We start from the raw sequence: 23,568 nt of genomic DNA, 5'->3' as shown, positions 1-23,568 counted from the left end.
CACGTTTCCGCACGTACAGCAAAGGGAGCGGCCCCCTTTGTCCCGGGAACCGCTCCCTTCACGGCGTCTTACCTGGCGCCCGCCGCACCGCGGCGGATGCCGAGGCGGTCGACCAGCGCACGGAAGCGCTGGATGTCCTTCTTGGCGAGGTACTGCAGCAGGCGGCGGCGCTGACCGACCAGGATCAGCAGACCCCGGCGGGAGTGGTGGTCGTGCTTGTGGGTCTTGAGGTGCTCGGTCAGGTCGGAGATCCGACGCGACAGCAGAGCGACCTGGACCTCGGGGGAGCCGGTGTCACCCTCCTTGGCACCGAACTCGGCGATGATCTGCTTCTTCGTAGCGGCGTCGAGCGACACGCGTACTCCTCATGGTCTGTGAGTGGCCACCGAGTGCCCCCGGTCTTCTTCTCGGGGGAACTTCCACAACTCGGAAGGCGGGGATCCGCTGGGCGCGGCCTCCAGAGCCTCGCCAGAGGACTCCGGGGGTGCGTACACAAACGGCCGTCACTCAGGGTACCAGGCGGTGGCGGCCAGATTTCCCAGGTCTCCGAACCGCCCTGGCGGGACGCCGGAGGCCACTAGGGTGAGCGCTCGGACGGTACTGAGTCCGTACTGGTCCGTACCACGTCGGGAAGGGGTCGCTGCGGCATGGCGGAGACGGAAGCGGAGATCAAGGCACGCAAGGAGCGGGAGCGGGACGAACTGTACGCCCTCGACATCTCGGGCGTGGAGTGGCACTGCGCGCCTGGCACGGAGGAGCACGAGGAGCGGGTCGAGATCGCCTACCTTCCCGGCGGCGCCGTGGCCATGCGCTCGTCCCTCGACCCGTCCACGGTGCTGCGCTACACGGAGGCGGAGTGGCGGGCGTTCGTACTGGGGGCGCGGGACGGGGAGTTCGATCTGGAGGCGGCACCGCGGGGTGGGCTTGCCTCGGAGTGAGCACGGAAGGATGAAGGGGACGGCACGCACGCGTGCCGTCCCCTTCATCCTTCCGTCAGTTCTCTACGGCGAGGCTCCCGATCCCGAGGACCAGCCAGGTCCACGCCTTGCCCTTCTTCTCGGACGGGCCGTCCGCGGCGTGGTTGCCGAAGAACAAGCGCCCGTTCTGGACGACGATGTCGTTGGCGTCCATGACGCTGAGCGTTTCTGCTTCGATCGGCACGTCGAAGTAGAAGTACGGGATCTCGCTCCCCGTCCTCGGGTTCAGGCTGACGAGGGCGGAGGGTGAGATGTGGTCGTCGCCCAGGCGCACAGCGAGGAGCTGGTCCCCGCTCATCCGCACCGGGTACAGCAGTGCGTTGGGCCCGGACTCGAACTTCTTGACCGTGTTGCCAGTCGCCAGGTCGAAGCCGATGACCCAGTTGGAGGTGTGGATGCCGCCGGCCTCCTTGCTGCGCACGAAGGCCTGGCCCGCACCGACCGCGATCGTCGGACAGTCGTCGAGGACGAGGTAGTCGATGTCGTCGGAGCACTCGCCGACGTAGTTGCCGCTGTTGAGCCGGATCGTGGCCCGGTTCGCACCGTGGTCGTCGAGGGAGAGCAGTTCGGTGTAGCCGGTCTCACCGGCCGCGATTGCGAGGACGGCCGGCTCGGTGGAGGGCACTCTCACGTCCCTGATACCCGGGGCGACCCAGTACGTCCACAGGACGCGACCTGTGCGCGGATCGAGCTTGCGCACCCTGTATGTGGTCGCGGTCCACGCGGTGGGATTCTTGCCGGGATTCCAGCATATGAGCCGGACGAGCAGCGCCCGCCCGCCCGCGGCACCCGTGTCGCGGCACTTGCCGGGAGGCGTGGTGCTCCACAGCCGCTTGCCGAGGTCCATGTCGTATGCCTCGGTGCCCCCGCCCCACGTCACGGCGACCGTGGCGTGGGTGAGGGTCACGCTGGGGGTGTCCAGGCTGTCGCTCGAGGTGGGAAACTCGTGGTCCCAGATCTTCTGACCGTCGTCGAGGTCGACGAAGGTCACGTGGTTGCAGGGGGCGCCCTCGTCGTCGCGCGCCCGCGACAGGACGGCCGTACGGTTCTCGCCGGTCACACGGCGCGTGTAGCCGCAGATCAGCCCGGAGAGCCGGAGGCGCCACGTCTCCTTGCCCGGTGTGGCGTCCGTGCCGATTCGGAGGCCGACGAGGGTGCTCTTGATGCCCTTGGCGAGGATTTTGTCCGTGGCCCACATGCCCGGCATCTCATCGTGCTCGCCGGGAGACATGTCGTCGGTCGAGAAGCGGAAGGCCATGACACCGGTGGTGTTCGCGGGCCGCTTCTCGACCGTCTCACGGACGTCGAGGCGGCCCTGGCCGACCGCGGACGGCGCTTTGTCGTCCTTGGTCGGCGTCTTGTCGTCGCCCATGGCGATCAGGCCGGCCACGACCATGGCAGCGACGAGGACGATCGCGGCCAATCCCAGCAGCTTGTTTCGACGGCGCTTCTTGCGCTGGTCGTCCGCGGCCACGGCGGACTGCGTGTAGATGGAAGGCGGCGGGCCGAAGCTCACGCGGCGAGGTCCCTTCGTGCACAGCCCCACCCGGCGGGAGCTCGTGCGTTTGTCGTGTCGGCCGGAGCGGGCTCAGCTGGTCATCGACCGGACGGTCGCGTACACGTCGAAGACGGCGAGGGCCAGCGGCACCAGGGTCAGCAGGACGAAGCCCTCGGCGATCTCCATGAAGCGTCCCCAGAAGGGGCTGAGGCCCCTGCGCGGGACGATGAGGCCGATCGCGGTGACGAGGGCGGCCGCCGCCGCGATGGCCGCGACGAGCCAGATGGTGCGGATGTCGAGGCCACTGCGGTCTCCCCGCAGGGCCTCTAGGACGAGCGTCCGGGGCGGGTTCAGGGCCAGGCCGAGGCCGAGCAGCACGAGGGAGGCGAGGCCGGCGGCGAGCACCGGGGCGACCTGGGCGGTGTAGCGGAAGAGCTGGGCGCGCATCAGCAGCGCGACGCCGGTGATCAGGGCGAGCAGCTGGGCCCAGACGTCGTCGGAGAAGCCGAGGACCGCCGAGGCGCCGACCGCGATCACCGCGCAGCCGCCGACCAGGCCGACGAGGAGTTCGTGGCCGCGGCGGGCCTGCGCCGCGATGCGCTCGGCGTCGACCGGCTCGGGCGCGGCGGCCTCGGCACCGTACGTGGTGCGCGGGGCCGCGTTCGGGGGGTCGAAGCCGATCGGCAGGCGGGCGAAGCGCATCGACAGACCGGGCAGGAAGGCCAGCGCCCCCACGGCGACCGGTGCGCACAGCGCGGCGATCTCGGACGGGCTCCAGTGCACGAGGATCGCCGTGAACACCGCGAGGAGACCGATGGCGGACCCGCAGACGAAGGCGACGAACGGGCCGTCTCCGCCCGGGGAGCACAGCGTGAGGACGACCGAGGCCAGCAGCACGGCCGCGCAGGCGAGGAGGAACTGCAGCTTGCCGATGCCCTGGCCGTCGGCGAGTGGGAGGAGCCCCGAACCCGCCACCCCGACGTTGGGCAGCGCACCGAGGCCGAGCGCGACGGCCGAGGCCCGGTCGTCGTAGACGCGGGCCCGCACGCAGGCCAGGACGACCAGGAGCACGCCGGCGACGGCGGCGAGGATGCCGGGCAGGCTGTGCATGTCGTGGCGCGGGTCGGCGGCCCAGGCCACGAACGCGAGCAGGACCGGCAGGACACCGCCGCCGACCAGGCCCGCGGCGCGCGTCAGGTCGCCGCCCCACAGCGTGTGCTCACGCGTCACCGCGGCGGCGACCGCGTCGGACACGTCGTCGAAGACCGCGGGCGGCAGCGACTCGGAGAACGGGCGCAGCGTGAGCAGTTCGCCGTCGAGGATGCGCTGGGCGGCGAACGAGCGGGAGCTGTCGAGGACGGTGCCGTCCCGGCGTACGAGGTGGTAGCCGACCGGGGCGCCCTCGGCGGGGGCCTGCTGGGAGAGCCTGAGGATCTCCGGGTAGATGTCGGCGACCGGGATGTCGTCGGGCAGCGCCACGTCGATCCGGCTGTCGGGCGCGACGATCGTGACCCGGCAGAAGCCGAGCCCCGTGCCGGCCCCGGAGGGCGCTCCGGTTCCGGGCCCGCCCGCCCCGGTGGCCGCCGCGGAGGCCGTCATGCTCACCTGCTGCTCCCCCTCAGTGATGGTTCTGCGTCTGCGGTGTGAAGGTCCTGCGCCTCTTTCCCCGGTCCGCGCCGCCGATGGTGCGGCGACGCGGCGGAAAGGGTGCCGGCTGGCCGTCGCCGGGGCGCTCTACCGCTGCACATCGCGCGGAATGCCCCGATTCTCCGGCCTGTTACGCGTGTGCTCACGCGAACATCCGGCACCCTACCGCCCCTTCGCCTCTCGTGAAGTCAGTAGGATCACGCGGCGGCCTGCGTCCCCCGGCACGGGGCGGCGGCGTCCGCCTGACACGGGGTGGCGGACGGGAACTCTCGGGGCCCGGCTAGGAATTGGTGAGCAGTGAGCCACATCGTCGTGAAGCGTCCGCCTCGGGCGCTGCCGTCCGAAGTGCCCACGGACGAGATCGTCCTGCAACCTCCGCCCCAACTGCCGCGGGGGCACCAGGAGAGCGTGCTGATGCAGCTGCTGCCCACGCTCGGCATGGGCGGCTCGGTGGTCTTTTTCTTCACGAACGGTCAGCCGTTCATGAAGATCATGGGCATGGTGATGATCGCCTCTACGGTGGCCATGTCCATCGCCATGGTGGTCCGTTTCCGCCGGGGCTCCCAGGGGCAGTTGGCGGACCTGCGCCGTGACTACCTGAGCTATCTGGCGCAGACCCGGAAGAGCGCCCTGGACACCGCGAAGGCTCAGCGCGACGCGCAGTACTACCTGCACCCCTCCCCCGACCAGTTGTGGGCCCTCGTCGCCGAGGGCAGCCGGGTGTGGGAACGGCGGCCCGGCGACGAGGACTTCGCACAGGTGCGCATCGGCCTCGGCCCGCAGGCGCTCGCGACTCCCCTGATCGCCCCCGAGACGGGCCCCGTCGACCAGCTGGAGCCGCTGACGGCGGGCGCCATGCAGCGTTTTCTCGCCGTCCACGGCAGCCTGGACGACCTGCCGATGGCGATCTCCCTGCGCGCCTTCTACCACGTCACCATCAGCGGCGAGCCGCAGTCCGTACGGTCCTCCGCACGGGCGCTGGCCGGCTCGCTGGCCGCACTGCACTCGCCCGAGGACCTCGTCGTCGTGGTCGCCGCGGGCCGGGACGCCCTGCCTCACTGGGAGTGGGCCAAGTGGCTGCCGCACGCGCAGGCGCCCGGTGCCGTCGACGGCGCGGGCAGCCGCCGGCTGATCGACAGCGACAGCCGCGAACTGGAGAACCTGATCTCCTCCAGGCTCGCCGGGCGTCCGCGCTTCCACCCGAACGCGACCCCGCTGGCGGACCAGCCGCACATCGTGGTCTTCCTGGACAGCCTCTCCCTGCCGCCGGACTCGGTGCTGGCCGGCGCCGAGGGTCTGCAGGGCGTGACGGTCATCGAGGTCGTCCCCGGCGAGCTGACCGGGGCGGGCGGCGACCTCTCCATCGTCGTACAGCCGCAGTCGCTGCACCTCGAGTCGGCGCACGGCGTCGTCTACGAGGGCACTCCGGACGCCCTCTCGTACGAGTCCGCCGAAGCCCTCGCCCGGCAGCTCGCCCCGCTGCGGATGGCCTCCGGCGGTGACGACGACGAGCCGCTGCTGGCCAACCTGGAGTTCACCGACCTGCTGAACCTGGGTGACGCAGCCTCGGTCGACACCAAGCGCACCTGGAGGCCGCGCGCGCTGGCCGAGCGGCTGCGCGTGCCGATCGGCGTCGGCGAGGACGGCCGGCCGGTGATGCTGGACCTCAAGGAGGCGGCGCAGGAGGGCATGGGCCCGCACGGCCTGTGCGTGGGCGCCACCGGTTCCGGCAAGTCGGAGCTGCTGCGCACTCTCGTGCTGGGCCTCGCGGTCACGCACTCCTCGGAGACGCTGAACTTCGTCCTCGCGGACTTCAAGGGCGGTGCCACCTTCGCCGGCATGGCGCAGATGCCGCATGTCGCGGCCGTCATCACCAACCTCGCGGACGACCTGACCCTGGTCGACCGCATGGGCGACTCCATCCGCGGCGAGCTCAACCGCCGCCAGGAGCTGCTGCGCGACGCGGGCAACTACGCCAACATCCACGACTACGAGAAGGCACGCGCGGCGGGTGCCCCACTGCAGCCGATCCCGTCGCTCGTCCTGGTGATCGACGAATTCAGCGAACTGCTCACGGCGAAGCCGGACTTCATCGAGATGTTCGTGCAGATCGGCCGCATCGGCCGGTCGCTCGGCGTGCACCTGCTGCTGGCGTCGCAGCGCCTGGAGGAGGGCCGCCTGCGCGGCCTGGAGACCTACCTGTCGTACCGCATCGGTCTGCGCACGTTCTCCGCGGCGGAGTCGCGGGCGGCGCTGGGCGTGCCCGACGCCTACGAGTTGCCGAACGTTCCCGGTTCGGGCTTCCTGAAGTTCGGCACGGACGAGATGGTGCGGTTCAAGGCGGCGTACGTCTCCGGGGTGTACCGCTCGGGCTCGCAGCGGACGGCCCTCGCGGGCGGTCCGCTGCCGGTGGACCGGCGGCCGGTGCTGTTCACGGCGGCCGAGGTGCCGGTGCAGTACGCGCCGGTGCCGCAGCAGCGCACCGAGGCCTCCGAGGTCGACGACGCGCTCGCGGACACCGTGCTCGACGTCATCGTGCGCCGACTGGAGGCGCAGGGGCCCGCGGCGCACCAGGTGTGGCTGCCGCCGCTGGACAGCCCGCCGTCGTTGGACGGTCTGCTGCCCGGCCTCACGGCGGTGCAGGGCCGCGGTCTGACGCAGCCGGGGTACGAGGGCGCGGGACGGCTGGTGGTGCCCGTCGGCCTGGTCGACAAGCCCTACGAGCAGCGGCGCGACCCCCTGTGGGTCGACTTCTCGGGCGCGGCCGGCCACATGCAGATCATCGGCGGTCCGCAGTCGGGCAAGTCGACGCTGCTGCGCACCCTGATCTCCTCGTTCGCCCTCACGCACACGCCGTACGAAGTCCAGTTCTACGGCCTCGACTTCGGCGGTGGCGGCATGGCGGCGGTGACCGGCCTGCCGCACGTGGGCGGGGTCGCGTCCCGCCTGGACCCGGAGAAGGTGCGGCGCACGGTCGCTGAGGTGTACGGCGTGATGACCCGCCGCGAGGAGTACTTCCGCTCGTCCGGCATCCCGTCGATCGCGGACTTCCGAGCCCGGCGAGCCCGCGGCGAGATCTCGGTCACCGACCAGCCGTGGGGCGACGTCTTCCTGGTCATCGACGGCTGGGGCAACTTCCGCGCGGACTACGAGGCCCTGGAGCCGTTGGTCCTGGACATGGCGGCACGAGGCCTCGGCTACGGCATCCACGTGGTCCTCACCGCGTCGCGGTCGATGGAGGTCCGGGCGAACATCAAGGACCACCTGATGAACCGCCTGGAGCTGCGGCTCGGCGACACGATGGACTCCGAGATCGACCGTAAGGTGGCGGCGAACGTCCCGGCGGGCGTGCCGGGCCGCGGTGTCTCGCCGCAGAAGCTGCACTTCATGGCGGCGGTGCCGCGGATCGACGGCCTGACGTCCGACACGGACCTGGCCGACGCCACACAGGCGCTGGCGGCCGAGGTCTCCCGGCACTGGCAGGCCCCGGGCGCGCCCGAAGTCCGGCTGCTGCCGCGCGAGCTGCCCGTGGACCAGCTGCCCCCCGGCGACCGCTTCCCGCAGCGCGGCATCGCGTTCGCCATCGACGAGAACAACCTCGAGCCGGTCTTCGTCGACTTCGAGCAGGACCCGTTCTTCCTCGTCTTCGGCGAGAGCGAGTCGGGCAAGTCCAACCTGCTGCGGCTGCTGATCAAGCAGCTGACGGAGCGCTACTCCAGCGACGAGTGCAAACTGTTCGTCGTCGACAACCGGCGGTCGCTGCTGGGCGTGACACCGGACTCGCACCTGGCCGAGTACATTCCGATGTCCAACGCCATGGACCACCACATGGTCGCCCTGGCCGACCTGATGCAGCGCCGCACGCCCACGGCCGAGGTGACGGCCCAGCAGCTGCGGGACCGCAGCTGGTGGCAGGGGCCGACGGTGTACGTCGTCATCGACGACTACGACCTGGTGTCGACGTCGAGCGGGAACCCGCTGAGCGGGCTGACGGAGCTGCTGCCGTTCGCCCGGGACGTCGGCGTGCGGTTCATCATCGCCCGCTCGACAGCGGGCGCCGGGCGGGCCTCGTACGAGCCGTTCATGCAGCGGATGACGGAGCTGGGCGCGCAGGGTGTCGTACTCGCTGGCGATCCCAGCGAGGGGGACCTGCTGGGCGGGGTACGGCCGCGGCCGATGCCTGCGGGGCGGGGCGTCTTCGTGTCGCGGCGGCGGGGGAAGCCGTTGGTGCAGACGGGGTTGGTGCCGGAGGCGTACTGACCATAATCTTTTGACCGTTGCGGTCTTCTGACCGTTTTGGGCTGCTGTGCGGCGGTGAGGCGCCCCGCGACCTCCGCGGCTCCAGGCTCGCGAACCCCACAAACCCCCAAACCCCACGGGCTGCACGGGCTCCACGGCGAAGAACTCTTGCCGTGGAGTCCGTTCCGTAGTGTCAAGTCACACGCCTGCGACTTGTGGAAAGTATGGTGAGATCTGTGAACTCTCTTGAATCAAGCTCACGGATCTGAGCATGTGGTGGCTGGCAGAAGGGTCCCGTCCGGTGGGCGGGTGCACGGGGACACGGGGAAGGGGTCCGCACGTGGCGTGGCACGAATGGGAGCAGCTGAAGGCTCAGGCCGCGGAGCGCGGATCGACGCGTATGCGGCTGAACCAGCTGGATCCCGGCAGCGGAAGCGGCACCCCGCACGACCCCGACCAGTACGGCGACCTGAAGGTGAGCCAGGGCAGCCTGGCAGTGATCGGCAAGCACGCGTTCGACCTGTACAACGACCTGTGGAACAAGGGGCGCAGGGCCGTACCCAGCAGTGAGAAGGCCGCCGGGAAGCTCTTCGACCGGGGGTTCGCCCTCGGCGCCGGACTCCAGCACGTGGCGACCCGCTGGGACGAGCAGCTGACGTCCCTCCGGGACGCGTGCGCGCACATCGCGAACCACATGACCGTCACCAAAAAGCTGCACGCCGACGACGACCACTACATCCGGCGGCAGATGAGCAGCATCGACGCGCTGGACGCGGGCTTCGACGAACGCGTCGGTCAGCCCGGCGAGAAGAACGGGATCTACGGTGATCCCGGCGCCAAGAAGGGCAAGGACTGATGGATCTCGACGCCCTCCGCTTCGCGGACTTCAGCCTCCTGGAAGACGCCATCGACGACTGGTCCACTATGGTGACGGACCTCGAGAAACTGAAGGACCACGCCGAGAACGGACTCAGGGGCGCCGCCAACAAGGCCGACTGGGCCGGCGTGAACGCCACCGTCTCGAAGGAGTTCATCGGCAAGACCGCCGGCGAGTTCGCCGACGCCCACACCCAGGCGACGTCCATCCGCAACATTCTCCGGGACACGTGCTCGGAGTTGAAGGGCTACCAGCAGAAGCTCCACGACGCGCTGGAGCGGGGCCTGAAGAAGAACCTGACGGTGATGTCCACCGGGGACGGCACGTTCACCGTCACCATGAACATCCACCCCGACCGCGCCGCGCAGGCCACGAGTGTTCCCGAGCACAAGCCGAGCGACGTCACTGATCTGCGCGACGAGGTGCAGAAGATCCTGAACGATGCGACGGAGAGCGACAACTCGGCCAAGAAGGTGCTGGAGGCGTTGGTCGACCAGAGCCGGCTCGGCTTCTCGGACGCCAGTTACGGCGACCGGGACGCGGCGGCCGACGCCGTCAAGGAGGCCGACGAGCTCGCCGGGCTGGCGAAGAAGAAGCCGGAGGATCTGACTCCGGAGGAGTTCGACAGGCTCAACGCCGGACTGAAGAAGTACGCGCACGACGATCTGTTCGCGGAGGAGTTCGCGAAACGACTCGGGGCAGACGGAACTTTGAACTTCTGGGCCGGTATCAACGACCCGCACCGCGCATGGGAACTGGGCAGCAAGCGGGTGGAGCAGTTCGATGACCTGCAGAAGAACCTCGGCCTCACGCTCGCCAACGCGACACAGAGCGACTCGGCCGCCATGACCGACTGGAAGACCAAGATGGTCGACATGGCCGACAAGCCTGTCGGCAGGAGCGGCGGCTTCCCGCTCGGGGCCCAGGTCATGAGCAATCTCATGCGGTGGGGTGACTACGACGACGGGTTCCTCATCCAGTACGGCGACAAGCTGATCGAGACGGAGAAGAAGTTCACGGGCAACGGCCGGCACGGCGCCTGGCAGCGCATGGGCATGGACCCGTTCCTCAACCGCACGGGCAGCGACTCCGGATGGGACCCGATGACCGGGTACCTCAAGGCGTTGTCGAACAGCCCGGACGCGGCGACGACCTTCCTGAACCAGGAGTTCGTGTCCAGGAACGACGAGAACAACCCCTTCGAGCGCGACACCGACGGCGACGGCAAGAAGGGCAAGGTCTCCCTCAGCAACTTCCAGTACCTGTTCGAGGAGCGTGACTGGCCGCACGACCAGGACGACAAGGGCAACGACAGCATCGCCGGCCGCAACAACCTGGCCCTGGCCCTGGAAGCGGCGACCACAGGGCACCCGGCGGGCGAGATGCCGACGCCGGACACGCCGCCGCACAACGCCGAGCAGGCCAAGCTGATGCAGAGCCTGGTGTCGTCTGTCGCGGACGACCCCGAGCGGCTGACCAAACACGGCTACATGTCCGACAGCGTCGGGCAGATCGCCTCGGAGTACCTGCCCGACATCAACCGGGCCATGAGCGACGTGAAGAGGGACGCCACGTCCGACGACTGGCACGACATCGAGAAGCTGTACCCGGTGGCCGGCTCCGAGGCCGAACTCGAGCACAGGGACGTGAGCAAGCTCCTCTTCGCCATCGGGCAGAACGACGAGGGCTACGCCGCCGTCGAAGTGGGCCAGAAGGCCTACATGGCGAAGCTCATGGACTACCACCTCAATCCGGACCTGCCTGCCGACCAGCGCGTCTCCCAGGACCACGAACTCGTCGTCCGGCAGATCGCGGAGAGGTCCGGCGAGGTGTCCGGCACTCTCGGGCTCGGCCGTCAGGAGGCCGTGGGGAGCCCGGCATCGGAAAAGGACAAGGAGTACGACCACTCCGTGTCCCAGTACAAGAACTGGATCTCGGGCGGGGTGGGGACCGCAATCGGAGTCGGCACGTCGTTCATCGCCACCCCTTGGGTCGGAGCGGCGGTCGGCGGGGGTGCCGGCACCGTCACAAGTGTCGTTCTGGAGTCGGTGTTCAAGGACGCCGAGGGCCATGCCATGGACGACGCCCACGAGACCATGGGCCAGCGCTGGCAGGCGGGTCTCGTGAGCAATGGCGAGATCACCGGGCAGGCGGCACGACTCGCGGCGGAACAGCACCACTCGGCCGACGGGGGCGATGCCGCGACCTGGGCGCGTGAGTCCGCGCGTCAGGGCTACATCAATGCCCGGGCCATTCTCCAGGGCCAGGATCCGGGCAGTATCACCACCTCCTGATCACACCAGGTCCGGCAGAGGGATTTCCATGAATTACCGTCGTGCGGCCTCGGGGCGACTCCGTCTGGTCGGTTTCGCCGCAGTCACCGTTCTCGTCTCCGTACTCGCGGGCTGCGGCGGAGACGAGGAGAGACGTGAATATGCGGTCCCGCACACCCTGTGCGGGACACCCGTCGACAGCGACGAGCTGGCACCGTTCCTTCCCCCGGGGCGCAGAATCACCGTACGGGACAATTCCCACACGGCCATCAAGGGCTGTGAGCTGCTCGTCGACGGCAAGCTCATCGTGTCCACCACTCAGGCGTGGCTGGAAAGGGGAAGAACCACGGCCTACTTCGCGTCCGCCCAAACCCTCGAGGTTCCGGACCGCGCGGCGGACGAAGGAAGGTTCCGGTACTCGGGCAACCAGGCTTTCGGCAAGACGCAGGGGTGCGTCGACACCAGGCACGACGAGGAGTTGTACACCGCCGTACAGGCGGACGGCTCGAAGCACAAGGACGCCGACGCGATGAAGCGCCTCATCATCTCGTACACCAAGGAGGTCGAAAATTCGGCCGCGTGCACAGAAGGGGCACAGTAAGTGGGCACCAGCCGTCGGCCCTGGCTGGCCGAGGTGCCTCAGAACACCGGCAACGCATAGACAGAGAAGTCACTGCGGACGAAGGCACGATTGACGGCAACTGCGATTCCGGCAACCTCGGCACGGGGCAGGTTGACGCGGGCACGAAGCGGGGTGGGCACCTCCCGCGCGTACCCACCCCGGTGTCTCGAGCCGGCCCGGCTCACTCGAAGTAGCTGGCCGCCTTCTTGTCGCCGCCGCGGTAGTCACCGCCGGCCTGGTGCACCTTCTGCGTGATGGAGAGCAGCGCCTGGTGGATGGCGGAGGTGTGGTTGTCCCACTCCTTCGACTTCCGCTGGAAGGCGTCGTACGCGTCGCCGGCCCAGCCCGCAGCCGCGTCGTGAACGCCCCTCTTGAGCGCGGTGAGGTCGCTCTCGAGCTGCTTGGCCAGGTTGCCAAGTTCGGTGGCGAGCGCGTCCAGGGTGCCGTACTTGACGGCAAGGTCCTCAAGGTGCGGCGTGCCGGTCATGTTTCCTCATCTCCTTGACGATGTGAGAAGGACCTCGCGGTCCGGGAGGGTGCGGTTGGGGGCCCGTCAGTAGTAGTTGAGCGCCGAGGTCTTCGCGCCGGCATCCACTTCGATGCTGGAGATCGTGGAGTGGAGTTCGTCCTCGAGCTTGTCCTTGTCCGTCTTGGTGAGGTGGATTCCCTGCAGGAAGTCGTCGAGCATGCGCCCGATTCCGGCCATGTGCTCGTTGATTTCGTGCTGCTTGGTCTTGAATGCGTTGGCGCCGAAGCCGGTCCAGTTGGCCTCGATCATGTCGATGCAGCCCTGGAGCTTCTGGAGCTGCTTCTTGACCGAGTCGTACCGGTCGATCACGTTCGTCTGGAGCTTCTTTACGTGCTCTTCTTCAAGCTTGCGGCCGTCAGCCATCTCGGCACTCCCTTTCGTGAGAGGGGTTTGTCTTCCTGGGGCGCAACACCGAGTGGTGCGGCGCTGGTTGATTGCGCAACCCGCCACCCGTCACAGGCGGCGGGCCATGGCGGTCATACACCTCGCCGTGAGCGCATCACCGCGAAGGCTCCGCCTCCGACCACCACCACGGCCGCCGCGGCTCCGAGAGCCACCCACAGCGTGGTGTTGCCGGACGACTCCGCACTTGATCCTGCCGCCGAAGTCCGGCCGCCTGAAGTGGTTTTCGAGGCTTGTGACGAGTCTGATGCGGAAGTGGAGGGTGAAGCACCACCGGCGTTGGCGGACACGCCGGGCGTCTTTTTGTTGGTCAGTGGATCGATGTCAGCGGGCCCCGGGTTCCCCCTGCCCTTCAGGAGCACCTGCGCCGGCCGAATCGTGCCGTAGCCGAGGTATCGGCTCGGGGTGTTCTTCGGCCAGTCCCGGCCCGCGGTGTCGATCAGCACGCGGAGCACCTGGTTGGCGGTCCACTTGGGGTGGGCGGCCCAGATGAGGGCGGCTGCACCGGCAGTGATGGCGGTGGCTTGGCTGGTGCCCCGGCTCTTGGCGCAGTAGGACTTGAAGCTGTTGTCACACCAGGTCGGCACGTCCACACCCGGCGCGGCCAAGTCCACGTAGTTGCCGTGCTCCGAGAACTTGGCTACTTCACCGGTCTCGTCGATCGCCGAGACTGCGACCACGCCAGGGTACTTCGCGGGATAGCCGATGTAATTTCCGTCCTCGGCATCGTTACCCACACCAGCGATGAGCAGTTTGCCCTTGCTTTGGGCATACTGAACTGCTTCCAGTCCCCCATCGATGGGGTAATCCGTGGTGAGGGACATGCTGATGATTTTCGCATCGGAATCAGCAGCGGCTCGGATGGCCTTGGCGACAGTGTCCCCCTTCCTCGTGGCCTCCTCGTCCTTGAGCCCGTTCAGCCGCGTGCGGATCGGGATGATCTTGGCGCCGGGTGCGACTCCCTGAAGGCTCCCGCCCTTACCGGTCCCTGCGATCAATTCGGCCATCGATGTTCCGTGGCCCGTGTAGTCGTCCGTCTCGTCGCCCGCGCTTCCCGTAACGTCGACGCCCGGGAGCACTTGCCCCTTCAGCGCATTCGTGTCAAGGTTCACGCCGCTGTCGATCACTGCGACCGAAATGCCCTTACCCGTGCTGACCTTCCACAGCCCTTGGGCGTTCATCGCGTCCAAATACCACTGCTGCGACTGGATGTCGTCGGCAACCGCGGCAGGAGCCAGCCCCGCGGACATGATGGCCAAGGCACCGAGCGCCGCCCCCACGGTGGTCACACGTCTCCGGGCACGCCCCGCGCACAGCGCGGCCCGCATGCGGCGTACGCCAGTCCTTGACTTCATGCTTCTGTACGTCCTCGCTCGTTTCGGTCAGTCGGTCGCCGACGGCGCATCGCCGCGCCGCGCGTCACCACGCGTGCGCTTCTTGTCCTCGGCAGAGTGATCTTGACGCCGCGTTCCCCCATCAGCGGCACGCTCAGGGCTGTGGTCTCCCGCAGAGCCACGCACCAGGCCGGTACCGCCGGAGGCGGCTCCGGGACCCCGGGCGCCTACCCGACCCGCGGGTGCCCCGACCACACCGTCCGGATTACCCGGAGACCGGCGCGGAGACTGTCCCTGACCTGTACCGGGCGCTGAGTTGTTCGCACCGATCACCCCGCGCTGCCCCGGCCTTTCGCCCGTCGTACGCGCGCCGGGTGCGCCTTCGCCACCGATGACCGTGCCGCGCGGAACCCTGCCACCGGAAGTACTTGCGCCGGCTTCAGCAGCGGGCTTGCCACCAACCACGCCACCCGTACGCGCAGCGCCCGTGGCTCCGGGGCCGGTCCGCGCCACAGGCTGACCGGGCATGCCGCTCACACGCCCGCCCGGCACACCGCCATTGCGTGGGCCCACCGTGCCCGCAGTCCTCGGCATGCCGCCGGTGACACCTCTTCCCATGGGCGACCTGCCCGTCGCTGAGACAGGCCCGCGGGCGCCCGGCTGGCCGACCGTCGAAGGGCGGCCCACCGGGCCCACCGGGCCGCGCCCTCCGGCAGTGGTGCCCTCAGCGGTCGTGACCCGTCCCTGGGCCGATACGGGAGCCTTGCCGCCCGTTGTTCCGCCGAATCCGCCAGTGCGGCCGACCGGCCCGCCGAAGACGGGAGGTACCGCACCGGTCCCCATCGGAGGGAACATCTCCCCAGAAGGTCCGCTGGGGCCCGTGGAAGCAGAAGGGGGGATCACAGGCGCCGGCTTCGCGGTTTCCGGTGGCAGCGTGCCAACGCTGTTGATCTCCGTACCGACAGTGGGCAGGTGCAATTGAACGTTCGCGTCGCCTGTTGAATGCCCAGTGGGCAGGACACTGTTGCCGGAGTCACCACGTGACACGTCGACGTGTCTGGCCTCGTTCGTGCTGACAACGCTTCGATGGCCTGAACCTGAGTGGAGGCCACCGGGATGGGAGCTAGTGGCGCCCGGGCCCGGAGCCTCAATCCTCCCCGGTACCCCCACATCAGGCATCGCCTCGAAAACCGGCGGCGTCTGATCCAGCTTGGCCAGCTCCTCCCCCGACACCGCATAGAAGGACGCCAGGCGATTCATCTGGTTGATCGCCTCTTGCCGGTCCTTCTCGACCCGGACCGCCTCGGCGTACTCCGCGTTGCTCTCGACCTGCTTGGCCGCCGGGAGCTGTCCCGGACGCTTCTGCTTCTCCGCGGCGCGAGTGTCCCGGGGCGGCATGGAGCTGCGAACTGACGCGAGCCCTGTCGCGGCGGCCGTGATCTGCACCTTGGCGTTGTCGGCGAACGTGGCCAGGTCGTCGGCGTGCTTGGCGAGCTTCTCTCCCCACGCCTGGAACGCCGAGCCGGCCTCGCCCTTCCAGTCCTCGCCCGCATACTTGAGGTGACGCCTGAGTTCCGCGGCGGCGTCGCTGATCGCCTTGCTCGCCTTCCCAAACGCTTCACCGACATGCTCCAGGTCAGCGGGTTTCGCATGATGGACCAGGTCGATCATGTGGTTGAGATCGTGGTCCTCGAAGTCCGTGACCTTGCCGGACCCCAGGATGCGAACGTGCTTGAACCCGAAAACATCGTGCATCACGTCCGACATCTGGGCCAGCGCGTTGACTTGGCCGACCTGAACGTCGATGCGCTGCTGGTCGGTCAGCTTCTTCGGCGCCTTGTCGTCCCCGCTCACTACTGGAGTCCCTTCGTGGACTTCTTGGCGTCGTTCCGCTTCTGCTCGCCTTCGCCGGACTTCTTACGCTGGGCTTCGTCGTGCTGACGGTCGATCTCGACCTGGATCTCCCAGAAGCGACGTCGTTGGTCTTCATCAAGGTTGTGGAAGCCCTGCTTCGCGCCCTGCGTCGCGATCCCCATGGCCTCGATCTGCTGTCCCAGCATCCTGGAGAGTTGCGTGAGGCGCTCGTGCACCCGCTCGTACTGAGCGAACAGGGCGTCCGCCTCATGGAAGGTGCCGGGCCCACTGAGGGAGGACCGGGTGATGCGCTGGGCGCCCACCTTGGAAGGGCTGCCCGCCGAATCCTCGAACTCGGACAGCAGTTTGTCGATGCGCTGCTTGAAGGTGCCCAGCACTTCGGCGCCGACCTTGAAGCCTGCCATGTCCGCAGGAAGCACGATGCCTTCCCTCCCCGTTTTCGTCGCCCGCCCCAGGGCGACTGCACCCCTCAAGCGTTCATGTCCGCAACACGATCACTCTAGCCAACCCCTGTGACAGCCCCAACTGCCTTATGCAACAGGTGTGCTACCACCCCCGTCAGAATTCACCCTTTCTTCACGCCAGGACACTGCGCTCACCTGGGCCGCCGCTGCCACTGGAGACCAGGCGGCGCACGCTCGGCGGACCTGAGTACGGGTACTCAACCGCCATGGTCATCCGCACGTAAGGGACGTCGAGCGGCACCAGGTCACCCTGGGCGTCCGGAGTTGCTGTGTGGCCATTGCGAACGTTCGGCACGTCACGGCCTCACTCCACCCCCGCAACCCTCCGCGCCCGCTTCCGCGCGTCCCGGATCGCGACCGCCGTGCCGCCGAGGCCCGCCACCAGGACCGCGGCGCCCACGGCCACGTAGGTGGCGAGGCGGGCGTTGCGTTCGTCCGGGGTTTCGCCGAGTTGGAGCTTGGCGGGGGTGGGGGCCTGGGCCTTGGTGAGGCCCTCCTTGGGGTTGGGGGTCTCGATCGGGTGGTCGTCCTCCGTCACGGCGCGGACCGGGTCGACGACGCCCCATCCGACGAGGCGGTCGTGACCGGCGATCGTGCGCTCCGCGGTCTGTTCGATCTGGGCGACGACCTCGCGGGCCGTCCAGTCCGGATGCTTCGCCTTGATGAGCGCCGCGACGCCTGCCACGTACGGCGCCGAGAAGCTCGTACCGCTGTCGGAGCAGTGACCGCCCTTCGGCACCGTGGAGACGATGTCGACGCCGGGGGCCGCCACGCCGACGAAGTCGCCGGACTGGGAGAAGGAGGCGCGCTCGTTGTTGCGGTCCGAGGCCGCGACCGCGAGGACGCCGTCGTACGACGCCGGGTATGTCTTCTTGACGTTGCCGCCGAGGCCGTCGTTGCCCGCCGACGCCACCACCACGATCTTCTGGGCCAGGGCCGCGTCGATCGCCTCTTTCAGGCGGGGGGTCGGTTCCACCGCGTTCTGCGTGTCCTGGGAGATGTTGATGACGTCGGCCTTGGCCTGGATCGCGTAACGCACGGCTCTGGCCAGGCTCAGCGCGTCGCCGTGGCCCTCCGCGTCGTTCTGCTTGACCGGGATGATCGTCGCCTCGGGGGCGAGGCCGACGAAGCCGGTGCCCTTGGCGGGGCGGGCCGCGATGATGCCGGCGACCTTGGTGCCGTGGCCGACCGTGTCCGTCGTACCGCTGTCGTTGCCCCGGTCGATCGCCTTGCCCTTGCTGTCCTTCGACGGGAGGAAGTTGCGGCCGCTCCTGACGTCCACCGCATCGGTGAGTTGCGGGTTCTTGACGTCCACTCCGGTGTCGATCACCGCCACCCGGACATTCTTGCCCTTCGACCGGCTCCACAGGGCGTCCAGCTGCACGCGCTGCAGGGCCCACGGACGGCCCGGGTACTTCGTCTTGTTGGGGAACGTGCACTGATCCGTGAAGGAGTCGTCCGCCACCGCGGGGGGCGTGAGGACGGTGCTCGTAGTCACCAGCGTCGCGGCGGTGACCGCGACCAAACGCAGGAAGCGCGAGGAGGGCGCGTACGACATGTCTTCCGCCTTCCTACGAGCCCTGTGGCTGGCGTGCCGCGGCCGTCGACAGGCGCGGCCCCGTGGGCAGGAACTCGGACCAGGAGGCGGGAATCGGCGCCGGGTTCACGTCGGCGTACCCGAGTCGTGTCTGGGCCTCCTGGGCCTCCTGTTCCAGCTGCTTGCGTTCCTTGGCCGTCACGCCGATGCCCACGTCGTTCGTGGCGCTGTCCGAGTTGGACTGCAGCACGTAGCGCAGCCCCGTGTCGGTGACCAGGAAGACGGGGCCCACCTTGGTCGCCTTGCCCTGGAACTGGCGGTAGAGCTGGCCGGAGCCGGGCGTGACGTAGGCGCTGGCGGAGCCGACGGGGAGTGTGGCCGGGAAGTCGGTGCCCGCCCAGGTGCTGAGGGTGGTGTCGCCGTTGCCGGCGTCCACACCGCGCAGGACGTTGCAGATCGTGCTGCGGCTGCCGGTCGTCTCCGAGGCGTCGTTGACGGCCACGGGGTCGGCCGTGGGCCACTTGTGCTCGGTGCCGAACGCCTTGCCCGGAACGATCGCGCCGGGGCTCACCTCACGGGCGTGACCGGCCTGGCCGAGCTGGGCCAGGTCCTTGCTGAACAGCAGGAGCTGGGCGACGAAGTCGGAGACGGGCGCAACCCGGTCGGGCAGCACCACGTAGTACTGCTCCTTGCTGGCGTCGAACGCCTTGAGCACCATGCCGACCCTGTTCACCGAGTCGTCGAGCTGGCCGGGTGCGTGTGCGGGCGTGCCCGGGACGCCGTCGATCTTCGGGAACGTGATCGGGTCGCCCTGGTGCAGGGTGGCCAGCCACTCCTTCGACACCCGCTCCGGCTCGCGGCCCGAGCCGACGATGGTGCGGAGCAGCAGCTCGTCGCTCTTGTCGACCGGGTAGGCCATGCCGCTCGCGTCCACCACGTAGCGGTTCTGGTCCGGGTCCACGACGTAGAGCAACTGGCCGCCGCGCAGACGCTCCTTGCCCTCCGTCTTCTGCATGTCGCGGGCGGCGAGGACCAGCGCCGCCTTCTGGATGGAGCGGCCGCCCGCGCTCGGCCGCTCGCACACGGCCCAGCGCTTGGCCGCGCCGGCTTCCTTGTCGGAGGGGAGCCGGTCGGGGGCGTAGGGGATGCCGATGGTGACGCCGTGCGGGATCCTGCCGCTGTCGAGGACGGACTCGGCGACGGTGACGACCTCGCCCTGGCCGGGGGTGAGGAGGAGCTTGGCCGACGCCATGTTCAGGACCGGGTGCAGCTGGTCCTTGCCGTCGGTCTTCAGGACGACGTAGCGGGTGGTCGACTTGCTGGCGATGATCACCTTTTCGTTGGGTGCGTCCCAGCCCTGGGGTGCAGTCGGCTTGAACATGCCCCAGGCCCCGAACACGGCCATGACGACCACGCCCACGATGACGCCGGGCAGCACTCCGCGCAGCGGCCGCGGTGCCCCTTCCTCCGAGCCGTCGGGGGACGACTGGACGAAGGACGCGAGCATGCGGCGCTTCGCGAAGGTGTAGGCGTTGAGCTGGTCCCGCCGAGATGCCATCTGTGCCTGTCTCTCCCCGTTTTCCGCCTGGGCAGCGCTCGGGGGTTGCGACGTCCCCCGCCGTCCGTTGTCAGACCGGCCCCCTACTATGCCTGGTATCCGGAGGGGCTGGTGGAGCGGGTAGGGTACCTGGACCTTCAAGAGCCCTATGTGGTGCTGAAATGCCAGCGAGTTGTGAGCAAAGCGGGGGGATGGAGTGATGGCTTCGGGGACGCGGACCCGGTCCCGTGACCGGGCTCAGGCGCGGGAGTCCTCGGCGCCCCGGCAGGGGGCGCCACAGCCCTCCACCGGAGCGGGCGCACCGCCCCAAGGGCCGGGGGCCCTCCATCTCAGGGCGCGTCAGGGACAGGCCGGGTCATTCCGGCTGCAACGGCTCGTACTGCTGGAGCTCGCGGCCGCGCTCCTGCTCGTCGGATGGGCCATCGGTCCCGTGGCGCTGGTGCCGGCGGCCGTCGTCGCGGTCGCGTTGGTCCTGCTCGCGTTGGTCCGCCGGCGCGGTCGCTCACTGCCCGAATGGCTCGCCACGGCACGGGCTCTGCGATCCCGTCAGCGGCGGGCGGCGCACACACCGATACCGCCGGGCACGGAGCCGGGGCTCGCCCCAGCCGTCGAATGCGACCCCACCCTGCGCACCTACTCCTACGGCGGTCGCGATCGTCGTCCCGTCGGGATGGTCGGGGACGGGACGTTCGTCAGTGCCGTTGTGCAGGTCGAGGCCGATGTGACCGCGTTGCGGGCCGAGCGGGGGCGGCAGCCGTTGCCGGTCGGGCTGGTGCGGGACGCGCTCGAAGTGGACGGGATCCGGCTGGAGTCGGCGCAGATCGTGCTGCACACGCAGCCCGCGCCGGCGTTGCACCTGCCGCAGCACTCCGTCGCCGTCACCAACTACGCGCCGCTGCAGGCGCAGACCGGCGCTCCGGCGGTGCGCATCACGTGGATCGCGCTGAAGCTCGACCCCGAGCTGTGCCAGGAGGCGGTGGCCGCGCGCGGTGGGGGGCTCGTGGGGGCGCAGAAGTGTCTTGCGCGCGTTGCAGATCACCTTGCGAGTCGGCTGACGGGGGCCGGGTTCCGTACGACCGTGCTCAACGAGGAGGAGCTGACCGCCGCTATCGCCACGTCCGCGTGCGCCAACCCGCTGGTGACGGCGGAGGCCGGGCGGACCGAGGTGCGGGAGCGGCGGACCGAGGAGTCGGGCCGCAGTTGGCGCTGCGACAACCGCCGGCACACCACGTACTGGATCCGCCGCTGGCCCCAACTGGGCGGCCACGGGCCGTCGTTGCCTCAGCTCGTGGCCCAGCTCACCGCCGTGCCGGCGCTCGCCACGACCTTCAGCCTCACGCTCGCGCGCGGGGAGCGGCAGGACATAGCGCTGTGCGGGCACGTTCGGGTGACCGGGCGCAGTGACGACGAACTGGTCGCGGCCCGGCGTGCGTTGGAGGAGGCCGCCCGCCAGGCGGGCGCGGGGCTCGCCCGTCTCGACCGGGAGCAGGTGCCCGGCATGCTCGCCACGCTGCCTCTCGGAGGTGCCCGGTGACCGCCACGACCATGCACACAGCGGATGTTTCGGGCGGTGCCCCGCCCTCCGTCACCGAGCGGCTGCGCGGGCGGCTGCGCAGCGGCTTCGGGCTGATCGGCCCGCGGCACGGACGGCATGCCCTGTCCGTGGAGCAGGTGGACGCGCTCGCCCTGCCCATCGGGGACGACGGCGTCGTCATCGGCGTGGACGCCGAGGGGCAGCCCGCCGTGCTGGGGCTCAACCGGCCGACGCCGTACGACGTCGTCCTCATCGGCGGTCTGTGGACCGCTCAGGTCCTCGCCCTGCGGGCGGCGGCGACCGGGGCGCGTGTCGCCGTGGAGACCGGGCGGGCGCAGTCCTGGATGCAGATGGTGCACGCCATGGGCGGCGGGCAGAACGGCCTGGCGGTGTACGACGTCGGCCGGGTGCCCCCGCAGGGCGCGTCGGCCGGCACGCCGGTGCTCGTGGTGCGGGACTGCGGCATGCGCCCGCCGCGGGGCCGGGTGGTCTCGGGCCCCTGGCAGTCGGTGGTGACCCTGCTGCCGTATCTGAGCCCGGTCGCGCCCCGGCTCATACGACAGGCGCGGCTCGTCGGCGTCCAGCGGATCTCACCGGACGAGGCCGCCGAGCTGGGCCGCACCATGGCGTTGCCCCGGGCGGACATGGACTCCCTGCCCACGCTTGCCGACGGTGTCACGCTCTGGTGCGCCGACCGCGACCGGCAGTACGTGATGACCCAGCCCACCGACGCCGAGATCGGATTGTTGGGTACGCCGCGCCGGATGGACTGAAAGCGCCTGCCGCTGACCGGGCTTGGGCGCTTGAAACCGGTTCGTCCATCCTTCGGTGCGATATACCTACGGCTCTCGACTGGTTGTTCAGTGACATATCAACCGGTTTGGCCGGTTACTCGGCGCGCGCGCACGTGAGTTGGGGGCGGCGTGTGACGCGACGGTGAGGCACGGAGGGTTGGACGGGCCTGCCGTCATCGTGCCTGTGGAGATTAGGCTGGGACCGGGCGCCACATCAGAACCCGCGGCTGGGCCGTCGGCGCTCCGGGGGAGGGCCGGGCGGGCCGGATCGGTTCGGGTCGCCGGCTGAACGATTTCGACCGACCGTACGACACGAACGGTCGCCCCAGCACGGCATGAGGGTGCTCGACCACACCAGGAGGAACTGTGAACAGCGATCGGGACGGGATCCGCGGGGGCTGGGCCACACCCGGCGATGACCAGTCCGACGCGGAGTCCGCCATCGAGACGACGGGCGAGTTCACCATCGACTACGCGCCCCCTGCCTGGTACACGCAGAACGCGTCGGGCACCGCAGGCGGGGCCTCGCCGACCCCCGCCGGTGCCGCCGCGCCTCCCCCGCCGCCGGTCGGACCCCCCGTCGAGGTTCCGGATCTTCCGCCCGGCTCCGCCTTCCAGCCCGCCTGGGCGCCGACGGCTGCCGTTTCGCCGGTGACGCCGGAGGGGGAGGACACCGGGAACGGTGACCTCGTGAGTGGTGCGACGATGCGGATTTCCGCGGCTGCTCTGAAGCGCGAGTTCGCCGAGCGGGCGGCCGAGGCCCAGGCCGCGGACTCCGGTTCCGCCGGGAGCGGCGAGGCGCCTGCCGAGGGCGTCAGCGGTGACGCGGGGGCCACGGCCTCTGCTTCGGGTGAGGGCACCGCTGCGGGCGAGGGCACTGCTGCGGGCGACGGCACTGCTTCGGGCGAGGGCACTGCTGCGGGCGACGGCACTGCTGCGGGCGAGGGCACTGCTTCGGGCGACGGCACTGCTGCGGGTGACGGCACTGCTTCGGGTGACGGCGCTGCTGCCGGCGAAGGCACCGCTGCCGGTGAGAGCTCCGAGAGCGGTGGTGCCGCGGAGGACGACCCGGGTGTGACGGAACCGGCGGCCGGTGATGCGGAGCTCGGTGACCAGTCCGCCGGAGCGGTTCCGGGCGACGGCGAGGTGCCGGGGGGCGAGTCCTCGGCGGCCGAGGCGGACCGGGTGGCCGCCGAGGACAGTGACGTTGCCACTGCCTTCGAGGACACTGCCGGGCAGTCGGAGGGCGGGGGCGGACACGGCGACGGTTCGTCCACCGCCGATGCGACCGACGGCCCGGGTGACGACCCACAGACCGCGGAGCCGGAACTCTCCGACGCCGGGCCGCAGGACGCCGCTGCCGCGGCCGGAGGCGCGCAGGCTCAGGCGGACGGCGACGTCCACGACG

Annotated in this window: 18 protein-coding genes; 8 read left to right on the top strand and 10 right to left on the bottom strand. The window is 69.6% G+C overall.

Annotated elements, in window-relative coordinates; translation table 11 throughout:
• Positions 1–68: 68 nt before the first annotated feature.
• Positions 69–356: a 30S ribosomal protein S15 gene (gene rpsO, locus ABZV31_RS32960; RefSeq protein WP_014675377.1), complete on the bottom strand. Its 288-nt coding sequence runs from the start codon at positions 354–356 to the stop codon at positions 69–71.
• Between the two features lie 291 nt (positions 357–647).
• On the opposite strand from rpsO, the gene ABZV31_RS32955 reads away from it, so the two are divergent.
• Complete coding sequence (locus ABZV31_RS32955) at positions 648–938, top strand: DUF397 domain-containing protein (RefSeq protein WP_355900537.1); 291 nt, start codon at positions 648–650, stop codon at positions 936–938.
• Positions 939–993: 55 nt separating this feature from the next.
• Here the strand turns inward: ABZV31_RS32955 and ABZV31_RS32950 are convergent, their stop codons facing one another.
• Both ABZV31_RS32950 and eccD read right to left on the bottom strand, forming a co-directional pair.
• A complete protein-coding gene (locus ABZV31_RS32950) occupies positions 994–2,493 on the bottom strand; it encodes a PQQ-binding-like beta-propeller repeat protein (protein ID WP_355900536.1) in 1,500 nt (499 codons plus the stop codon).
• 72 nt (positions 2,494–2,565) lie between these two features.
• Positions 2,566–4,080, bottom strand: coding sequence for a type VII secretion integral membrane protein EccD (gene eccD / locus ABZV31_RS32945; RefSeq protein WP_355900535.1), 1,515 nt, complete (start codon positions 4,078–4,080; stop codon positions 2,566–2,568).
• Between the two features lie 339 nt (positions 4,081–4,419).
• On the opposite strand from eccD, the gene eccCa reads away from it, so the two are divergent.
• From eccCa to ABZV31_RS32925, 4 genes are all read left to right on the top strand, one after another.
• Positions 4,420–8,382 (top strand): type VII secretion protein EccCa, encoded by a 3,963-nt coding sequence (gene eccCa, locus ABZV31_RS32940; protein ID WP_355900534.1) that lies wholly within the window; start codon positions 4,420–4,422, stop codon positions 8,380–8,382.
• A gap of 319 nt (positions 8,383–8,701) precedes the next feature.
• Complete coding sequence (locus tag ABZV31_RS32935) at positions 8,702–9,217, top strand: hypothetical protein (RefSeq protein ID WP_355900533.1); 516 nt, start codon at positions 8,702–8,704, stop codon at positions 9,215–9,217.
• Entirely contained in the window at positions 9,217–11,532 is a 2,316-nt protein-coding gene (locus ABZV31_RS32930) for a DUF6571 family protein (protein WP_355900532.1), read from the top strand. Before ABZV31_RS32935 ends, ABZV31_RS32930 begins: the two co-directional genes overlap by 1 nt.
• A 28-nt stretch (positions 11,533–11,560) precedes the next feature.
• Positions 11,561–12,112 (top strand): hypothetical protein, encoded by a 552-nt coding sequence (locus tag ABZV31_RS32925; protein ID WP_355900531.1) that lies wholly within the window; start codon positions 11,561–11,563, stop codon positions 12,110–12,112.
• A 202-nt stretch (positions 12,113–12,314) separates the two neighbouring features.
• On the opposite strand, the gene ABZV31_RS32920 is transcribed toward ABZV31_RS32925, so the two are convergent.
• The 7 genes from ABZV31_RS32920 to eccB all read right to left on the bottom strand — a co-directional run bounded on the left by ABZV31_RS32920 (position 12,315) and on the right by eccB (position 19,832).
• Positions 12,315–12,620, bottom strand: a complete 306-nt coding sequence (locus ABZV31_RS32920) for a WXG100 family type VII secretion target (RefSeq protein WP_355900530.1) — start codon at positions 12,618–12,620, stop codon at positions 12,315–12,317.
• A gap of 66 nt (positions 12,621–12,686) precedes the next feature.
• Positions 12,687–13,025, bottom strand: a complete 339-nt coding sequence (locus ABZV31_RS32915) for a WXG100 family type VII secretion target (protein WP_355900529.1) — start codon at positions 13,023–13,025, stop codon at positions 12,687–12,689.
• A gap of 113 nt (positions 13,026–13,138) precedes the next feature.
• Positions 13,139–14,353 carry a S8 family serine peptidase gene (locus ABZV31_RS32910; RefSeq protein WP_355900528.1) on the bottom strand — a complete coding sequence of 405 codons (1,215 nt, stop codon included), beginning with the start codon at positions 14,351–14,353 and terminating at the stop codon, positions 13,139–13,141.
• 93 nt (positions 14,354–14,446) lie between these two features.
• Positions 14,447–16,252, bottom strand: coding sequence for a WXG100 family type VII secretion target (locus tag ABZV31_RS32905; protein WP_355900527.1), 1,806 nt, complete (start codon positions 16,250–16,252; stop codon positions 14,447–14,449).
• Complete coding sequence (locus ABZV31_RS32900) at positions 16,252–16,677, bottom strand: hypothetical protein (protein WP_355900526.1); 426 nt, start codon at positions 16,675–16,677, stop codon at positions 16,252–16,254. Before ABZV31_RS32900 ends, ABZV31_RS32905 begins: the two co-directional genes overlap by 1 nt.
• A 364-nt stretch (positions 16,678–17,041) precedes the next feature.
• Complete coding sequence (mycP, locus tag ABZV31_RS32895) at positions 17,042–18,295, bottom strand: type VII secretion-associated serine protease mycosin (protein WP_355900525.1); 1,254 nt, start codon at positions 18,293–18,295, stop codon at positions 17,042–17,044.
• Between the two features lie 13 nt (positions 18,296–18,308).
• Positions 18,309–19,832 (bottom strand): type VII secretion protein EccB, encoded by a 1,524-nt coding sequence (eccB, locus tag ABZV31_RS32890; protein ID WP_355900524.1) that lies wholly within the window; start codon positions 19,830–19,832, stop codon positions 18,309–18,311.
• A gap of 199 nt (positions 19,833–20,031) precedes the next feature.
• Here eccB and eccE point away from each other — a divergent pair, with 199 nt between their 5' ends.
• The 3 genes from eccE to ABZV31_RS32875 all read left to right on the top strand — a co-directional run.
• Complete coding sequence (eccE, locus tag ABZV31_RS32885) at positions 20,032–21,366, top strand: type VII secretion protein EccE (RefSeq protein WP_355900523.1); 1,335 nt, start codon at positions 20,032–20,034, stop codon at positions 21,364–21,366.
• An 11-nt stretch (positions 21,367–21,377) separates the two neighbouring features.
• The gene (locus tag ABZV31_RS32880) at positions 21,378–22,139 is read left to right on the top strand and encodes a hypothetical protein (RefSeq protein ID WP_355900547.1); all 762 of its coding nucleotides are present in this window, start codon (positions 21,378–21,380) and stop codon (positions 22,137–22,139) included.
• Positions 22,140–22,526: 387 nt separating this feature from the next.
• On the top strand, positions 22,527–23,568 hold a 1,042-nt coding region (locus ABZV31_RS32875), incomplete at its 3' end, for an SCO5717 family growth-regulating ATPase (protein ID WP_355900522.1).

Origin of the sequence: Streptomyces sp. NPDC005202 (assembly GCF_040608235.1) — a bacterium.
Classification (GTDB): Bacteria; Actinomycetota; Actinomycetes; order Streptomycetales; family Streptomycetaceae; genus Streptomyces.
This window is presented reverse-complemented; position numbering and strand designations above follow the sequence as displayed.

Bases quoted from the DNA above. Each gene is read 5' to 3' on its own strand.
- ABZV31_RS32915 (WP_355900529.1), bottom strand. From the start codon at position 13,025: ATGGCTGACGGCCGCAAGCTTGAAGAAGAGCACGTAAAGAAGCTCCAG.
- eccB (WP_355900524.1), bottom strand. From the start codon at position 19,832: ATGGCATCTCGGCGGGACCAGCTCAACGCCTACACCTTCGCGAAGCGC.
- ABZV31_RS32880 (WP_355900547.1), top strand. From the start codon at position 21,378: ATGCACACAGCGGATGTTTCGGGCGGTGCCCCGCCCTCCGTCACCGAG.
- ABZV31_RS32925 (WP_355900531.1), top strand. From the start codon at position 11,561: ATGAATTACCGTCGTGCGGCCTCGGGGCGACTCCGTCTGGTCGGTTTC.
- mycP (WP_355900525.1), bottom strand. From the start codon at position 18,295: ATGTCGTACGCGCCCTCCTCGCGCTTCCTGCGTTTGGTCGCGGTCACC.
- ABZV31_RS32920 (WP_355900530.1), bottom strand. From the start codon at position 12,620: ATGACCGGCACGCCGCACCTTGAGGACCTTGCCGTCAAGTACGGCACC.
- eccE (WP_355900523.1), top strand. From the start codon at position 20,032: ATGGCTTCGGGGACGCGGACCCGGTCCCGTGACCGGGCTCAGGCGCGG.
- ABZV31_RS32930 (WP_355900532.1), top strand. From the start codon at position 9,217: ATGGATCTCGACGCCCTCCGCTTCGCGGACTTCAGCCTCCTGGAAGAC.
- ABZV31_RS32955 (WP_355900537.1), top strand. From the start codon at position 648: ATGGCGGAGACGGAAGCGGAGATCAAGGCACGCAAGGAGCGGGAGCGG.
- ABZV31_RS32900 (WP_355900526.1), bottom strand. From the start codon at position 16,677: ATGGCAGGCTTCAAGGTCGGCGCCGAAGTGCTGGGCACCTTCAAGCAG.